Genomic DNA, 6,630 nt, shown 5'->3' on the forward strand with positions numbered 1-6,630 from the left:
CGATCTCCAATCAGAGATCGATCATTCCTCGCTCGACGCCTTCAATGGAAGGTGGGACCGAAACAGCGCTTACGTCGAACCGGAGGCGAGTCCCAAACCGCGTTGAGAATCAAGCCCGTCAATCGGCCTAGAAGGTTTAAGCCCGGCCGCCGGCTTACGCGAGCGATCCGCCAGGCACCAGTAAACCGACGGGATAATCTTCCGCCCGGCGCTTTGCATATCTTTGCCGCGATCCTGCCGCCCCAATTCCCGGCGTCGGATCAATTACCGCTCTTCAACGATTTTGCGGTGTCCAGGTGCTTTTGCAACGTATCTATCTGGCCGGAAGCATATTCTCCAGCAGCATCCTTACTTTTTGATGCCTTCTTGTACTCGGCGATATCCGTCTGGTGGTCTGCGACCATGTGGGTAGCGAACATCTTATCGAAACCCGCGCCGGTCATTTTTGACATCTTGTCATGGTCAGCTTTTTGCTTCGCATTCGGTCCGCCTGGTGAGTTCATTCCCAGTGCTTGGGCAGCATTTAATGCCTTCTGATTGGCGGCAGCGTGGTCTGTAGAGAGCATCCTGCCAAACGATTTGACGGCGTCGCTTTGACCGTTTTGCTGCGCCAGCTCTCCCATGCTCACTTCAGCGAAATTGCCCTCGATTGCCTTCTTAAGGAAGGTTTCGCTTTGCTTGTCTTTCGCAGATGCGCTGGCAATTGAGATTGCCATCAAGGTTGCTGTCCCGAGTGACATAAGCATTCTGATCATCGGCAACTCCTGTGGGTTGTCTGTCGATGAACACGTCAATTGCGGAAGAGGTTCCAATTGAGGATATGGCGCGTTGGATCTGGCGGACGCCTCTTGGGTTCGGACGCAGGACCTACCGCAGGATATTAGTAGGCCGAAGTCGGCACGATCCCCGACAGGAACCGAATAGTGCGGGCGCTATTAGCTCGCTATGAGCGATCGGGTCCTGTATGAAAGCAGCAATGGCGACGTCTGGTCTTTGGCGCGACATCCAGCTTCGAGCACGCCAGTCGTGAAGCATCAGCCGAATGCCGGCTCAGGAGGACGGACCTCGTACATTGAAATCGGCCGATTCCTGCGCGACAGCGTAAACGGTCCGGAGCACCAGGCGCTGCTCAACCTGATCGGGACTTTGATACCAGACTAAGGAGGACGCAATGATGCGGTATCCTTGGACTTTAACGGCAACGCTTTTCGCAGTCGGCGTCATCGCTTGGGCTGAGCTGGCTGAGCGCCCTCCAGAGAACCCGCTCCGGATCGAGGCTTCCCTGACCATAGCCGCCGACCCCGACCTTCGATTGGTCTCAGAGCGCAGCCCTTACATGCGGACAGAGCGATGATAACGAACAGCGCCCAGCCGCCAGCGTGAACCGGCGGGCCTTTGTGATGGACTCGCGATCGGCTTACCAAGGAAGATAGAGCGCGACGAACAGCGCCAGGCCGATCAGACCGCACGCCCACGCGACCGGGCCAATTGGTGTCTGCGTATCCACGATACCCCCAAAAAACTGCGAACTCGACTCTGAAGGGCGGCCCGCGCCTCGATCTCGTCCACGGAGCGCCTACAATCCTCGGCGACCTTCAGTAGTCCGATCCGCTCGATATCCATCGTGGCAAGCGCGGCCTCAGCTAGACAGATCTGCTCTATCCGCCGGAGCTCTTTCAGGTCTCGTTTCATCGGCCATGCCCCCCATTGGCAGATGCTGATCCCTTTGTGGTGCAAAACTGTGGCAATAAAACTTATGCGAGTAAGCGTGCATATAGTTCCAAGATTTGCCGCAAGGTCCACGATGCCACTCGCAGAAGTGCCTTTTGTCACAGCCGGGTCGGCAGCCCGAACGGCCCACACCCGCGACGCAGTAGCTCGCACGCGTTCCGTGGGCGAAAACTTGCTGTACTTAGAAGCGGTCCGCTGGGTCGGACCGCCGAGTAGCCCGTTCGATGCGTCTTAACCGTGCCTTAAGGCGCTCGATCTTGAGCCGAGCCCTGCGCATGGACGTGCGCCGAGTTTCGGTAAGGCCTGAGAGACGATGTATTGAGCTGCGCCAGCACTATTCGGTTGGCATTTGTCATTCGAAGCTCGGTCGAAGAAAACCCGCCGACCTTGCGAGCCGGCGGGAGTTTTGACTGAGATATTGGCAATCGGCGGGCACCGATTACAGGATTAAGTTAGCGGAGTCGCCGGCCGAGCGCGAACCGCGGAATCGTCTTCAGCGCTTCAGCCGACGGCGGTGCGTCATCAGCCGCTGCCGGTCGCGCCTCCTATGGGCTCGGCGACGGCGGCTTCATTGGTCCACGCTGGGCCAGGATGCGCCTGATCTCGGCGTCAATCGCCTGCTCCTCCGGCGAAAGTGGAGCATACCTCGCTGCGAGCTGTTCGGCACTCGGCAGCTACGTCTGTCGGCAGCGGCGCTCGTTGAGGCCCATCAGACGGCAGCCGAGCATCCGGTCGAAGCTGATGCGGTGGCGCTGGCAGTACTCGGCAAGGTCTTTTGGCGGGTCCGGCCAACCCTCGGCGGCGCCCCTGTGTGCTAATAGCTGGCGGCTTTCCCACACTCATGAGCGGCAGTAGCCCGCGCTCTCGACGAGCCACTTCACGCCCTGCCGCCTGCCGGATATACACGGGTGAACTCTCCTTGGCGCTTGATGCGGTCGTAACGAAACGCGCAGCCATGCGCGCGGGCAAAGACTCCTGCCTCTGCAATCGCGAGGGCACGCGTACCGCCGAACGCGCGCTCAATGTATCGGCCGCGAACTATCAGCCGCTCGTCCATCGCGAGAACATCCAAAACACTCGCCAGCCGGAGCAAGTAGTCTTCGCGCGTCTCCATGAAGGCCGGCCATCGTGAGGTTTGTCTTGCCGCGATCCTGCCGAAAGCCAACCAGCGTGAACGAGCATGCTGTCAGCTAGCCAACACTAAGATTCTTTGCCTCGGTCTTCCCTTTCCGGTGTCCTGACGGCGCGGCCCGTCAGTTATGGGAAGCAACCAGCTGCGCACACCGAGGACACACGCCGTCGGCCGCATCCGTGAGTTGGCGCACAATCTCCTCCATGAGATCTTCACGCTCCCAGCACGTGCCATCACTCTTGGTGATGCTTCTGGCGCGGTAATAAGCATGTGTTTCGGCGTCGCTGTCTCCGACGCGGATCATGACCTCGGGATGGAAAGGACAGAGGGCTATAGCACGCGTTGTCAGCAATGCATAGCGCATGGTCGATTCGAGATTGTCGGTGTGGAGCGGCATCATAGCCTCCTGCTTCGGGCCGCAAGCGTATGTGAGCGCGCAAGCAAAGGCGCAGCTCAATTCTGACTCTGCCTTACGCTTGACCTCAGCGTCCTCAGCGTCGCGCGGCACAATGCATGGCGCGACGCCATAGCGATTACTTACGCTCGGCGTCAGCCTCCTGCTCAAGCCGCACAATATGTGCGCGCAGCGTATCAAACCGCTCCTCGGCAACGTCGCTGAATAGCGGGTCATTGTGACTCGTTGCGGCTGAAGCGATCTCAGTCCAATCTTGAGGCTTGAGAACCTTAAGTGCCACGGGAAAAAAATCGCGTTCTTCCATCCTCATGTGACGGCGCTCGTGCGCGATAAAATCCCGAACGATAAGATCCACATCTTCGCGCAGAATCTCACGTTCCGCGAGAACGCCGTCGACCGCCTGAGCGACGCGGCGCAAAAGTTGGGCCCCTTTCTGGTGTTCGCGAGCTAGATCGCCGACCTTCGCAGCAGCAGCCGGATCTCGTGCCCTCAGCTTGGCAAATACCAAGTCTTCCTGGGGATGATGATAAACTTCTGGGTAGACTTCGAAGTAACTGATAACCGCGTGAATGACCTCGTAGTCAGCACGGTCCCCGCGGTCGAATACCTCGAGTTCCCGCTCGAGGATGGCCAGCAGCTTCTCAATGTTGAGATGCTCTTGGGATAAGCGCTCTATGATCATGGCAGAGCTCCATAAACCAGTCTCCAGTATAGTCTTTGGTCCGGTGTCAGCATTTGCCACAGATCAATCCGAGACAACTTAAATCGGCCGCCGGCTTTCCCGACGGCAGTCTCAGCCGTGCCTAAAGCTCGATCACGACATTGGACGGGAGCGCTTCTTTCGCTCTGTGGCTGCTCAGCTGAAAGTAGGGCTCGCCAACTCAGTCAGCCCCGGCGGCCTTCGCTCTTCGCGTGCCGTGCGCGCGGTTAGTCCTCGTGACCGCACAAAGAGACTGTCGGTTTCGTTGAGAGGGCGATGCGTGCGGACGGCAATCGCGCTGCCATTCGCTAAAACGGAGATGCCGGCATGTCCTGTCTCGATGAGCAGCATTAAAGAAACTATATGATCTCCGGCTCATCCGAAAGTCAGCACAACTGACCGGGTATCGCGACTCCTGAGACGACCAACCAGCGCGTCGCAAGGTCCGCTAATGGGATGGACCGGCTGCTTCCTCCGCGGGATCAGTCTGGAAAGACTACCCTGCAGCATCCGGAGAAACATCCCATGGACACCACCACACAGCCGCTGGCCTCGATCGGCATCCATCGGGAAGGAAGTCTTCCACGTCGTCGGCTTTGGCACGGACGGCAAGATCGCGCGAGCGTCGACCAGTCGGCACGCCCTTGTGCGGTCGGTGACCGCATAAGGCTGTCATGGGTTGCAGCCAACGTGCGCCGATCGACTTCAACCTCGGACCGGAAGCGGAAGCAATCGGCACCGGCCCGGTCCAGTGGTGCAGAGGACCACTTCATATCAGGCGTTTAGCCAGTGTTCCCTCTTGAAGCCATTGACCCCCGCGCTTACTCGCAGTCCTGGTCGGCCGCCGTTACCTTTTTCTGGGACGGCGCGGGCTCGGCCGCACCGGCCGTCGCCTTCTTTGATTGTTCCGTGGGCGCGGGGCGGGTCTGCTCGACGGTGCCTGCCGTTCGATCCGGTGACTGGGCAGAGGGTGCGGGGTGGGTCGCCTTTGATTGTTCGGCAGCGGTCGGCTGGCTCTGCATCTGGCGCTGAGCATCTTCCGACGACGTTGCGGTATTCTCCGAGGCTTTGCTCATCGAAGATGTCGGCGGTTGCTGCTTAGAATCAGTTGCTGTGGAACCAGTGGTTTGTCCCGTATAGCCCGGGACATTTCCTGATCCTGCATCGCGGCTCACCGTGGTGCAGGGACCGGCATAAACGGAGTTGGCGCTGAAGGCGAGCAACGCACCCAAGATCATAAATCTGTTAGCGATCATAGCCCTTCTCCTTTGAACTCTCTGGACGATTGAACAAAGGATGGCGCCTTCCGTTCCGGACGCGCAAGAGCAGCGCCAACATTGACGAGTGGCTGAGTTCACCGGGGCCAAAATCGCCACCTAAAATAGGGCCGCTCAGTTGGCGGCCTCATTATCCTCGTCTTTGCCCACTTCGCCTTCCGATACAGGTTTTCGCCATGGGATCGGAGCTGGAGGTTGTTTGAATCGATGTCGACGACGATAGATTGATGATTGGCGTGCGACACTATTCTCCGAAGCTAGGAACACCCCTGGAGTGGCCGAGTTAGGCCGACAAAACCTACATTCAAGGGACCGAGGTTTATGGAGCAGATCGAAAGAACATCGGTGAGATTGATCACCTCATCATCGACAAGGTCACAGGTCGCGTGGCTTATGCCGTCTTGAGCTTGGGTGGATTTGTTGGATTGGGCCATAGCCATTACCCCATTCCGTGGGGCGCTCTAAAATACGATACGTCGCGCTTGGTGGTTTTCGAACCAACATCACCGAGCAACAGCTGAGGGACGCGCCTGAGTTCAGTGATGACTCATGGCAGGATCGAGACTGGGAAGCGCGCACCCACCGGTACTATGGGACGCCGACGTACTGGGAGGGTCGGGGTGGCTTTTATGACGCCCGGCAGTGCATCTGAAACTTCCCAGTCGTGTGTTGCCAGACTGAAGAACTGAACGACCAGCCCTTGGGTCGGCACGGCTGTCAGCGGCGCGTTTATGGGAAATAGAAAAGCACGTTGTTGGGCGGACGACATTCCCGCATCTCCCTATCGCGCGCGAACATGGCGTCGCCTATGTTGACGTGCTGTTGCTCTCCGATCGGCTGGAGGGGTGCAGACCCGAGGTGCGATCCCGCCGTCCTCGCCGGCCTGGGCGCATGCGACGTTTACTGCTTGGGCTGAGGAGCGCGAGCGGCGCGCACTGGCGTGATCACCGGAGCGCTACGCGGCGCACGATAACAAGGTGCAGCTCTGGCCGCACGAAGCGCTTAAGCGTTGACCAACAGATAGAGCCCTGAGACCAGAGCAGGCCTCAAAATCCAGCGACTGGTCCCGCGCCTGACTTGCCCCTATTCTTGTGGAATGACCGCCCTCACCCGTCGCCGCGGTAACAATCCGCACGAGGAATCTTGGCAGATCTACTTCACCGACGTCCGCACCGGGACCATCGGCGCGCGCGCCGGCGTACCGATCCACGCCGATCAATGGGGTTGGTCCATCGGCTTCTATCGTGGCATGGAGCCAGGCACATGGCGGAGTGGCATAGCCGCCACCTTCGAAGCCGCGCGCGAGGCTTTCGAGGCCGCGTGGTCCGAGCTGCGGCTCACCATCCCAGACACCGCCTTCGCCGAATGGCGCCAA

General features: G+C 59.1%; 6 protein-coding genes and 1 pseudogene. 2 read left to right on the forward strand and 5 right to left on the reverse strand.

The features are described 5' to 3' along the window. Positions 1–260 precede the first annotated feature (260 nt). From AC0L3X_RS46185 to AC0L3X_RS46205, 5 genes are all read right to left on the reverse strand, one after another. Positions 261–755 (reverse strand): DUF4142 domain-containing protein, encoded by a 495-nt coding sequence (locus tag AC0L3X_RS46185; RefSeq protein WP_063983357.1) that lies wholly within the window; start codon positions 753–755, stop codon positions 261–263. A gap of 1,853 nt (positions 756–2,608) precedes the next feature. Beyond that, positions 2,609–2,845 (reverse strand): hypothetical protein, encoded by a 237-nt coding sequence (locus AC0L3X_RS46190; RefSeq protein ID WP_085398194.1) that lies wholly within the window; start codon positions 2,843–2,845, stop codon positions 2,609–2,611. A 139-nt stretch (positions 2,846–2,984) separates the two neighbouring features. Then, positions 2,985–3,260 carry a hypothetical protein gene (locus AC0L3X_RS46195; protein WP_231141875.1) on the reverse strand — a complete coding sequence of 92 codons (276 nt, stop codon included), beginning with the start codon at positions 3,258–3,260 and terminating at the stop codon, positions 2,985–2,987. 136 nt (positions 3,261–3,396) lie between these two features. Then, complete coding sequence (locus tag AC0L3X_RS46200) at positions 3,397–3,960, reverse strand: hemerythrin domain-containing protein (RefSeq protein ID WP_063983360.1); 564 nt, start codon at positions 3,958–3,960, stop codon at positions 3,397–3,399. Positions 3,961–4,799: 839 nt separating this feature from the next. Further along, positions 4,800–5,234, reverse strand: a complete 435-nt coding sequence (locus AC0L3X_RS46205; RefSeq protein WP_187387703.1) for a hypothetical protein — start codon at positions 5,232–5,234, stop codon at positions 4,800–4,802. 323 nt (positions 5,235–5,557) lie between these two features. Between AC0L3X_RS46205 and AC0L3X_RS46210 the strand changes: the two are divergent. Beyond that, a pseudogene (locus tag AC0L3X_RS46210) lies at positions 5,558–5,907 on the forward strand (PRC-barrel domain-containing protein). Positions 5,908–6,351: 444 nt separating this feature from the next. Next, positions 6,352–6,630: hypothetical protein (locus AC0L3X_RS46215; protein WP_473317540.1), on the forward strand; the 279-nt coding region annotated here is incomplete at its 3' end.

The organism is Bradyrhizobium sp. MI1.7 (assembly GCF_055811795.1).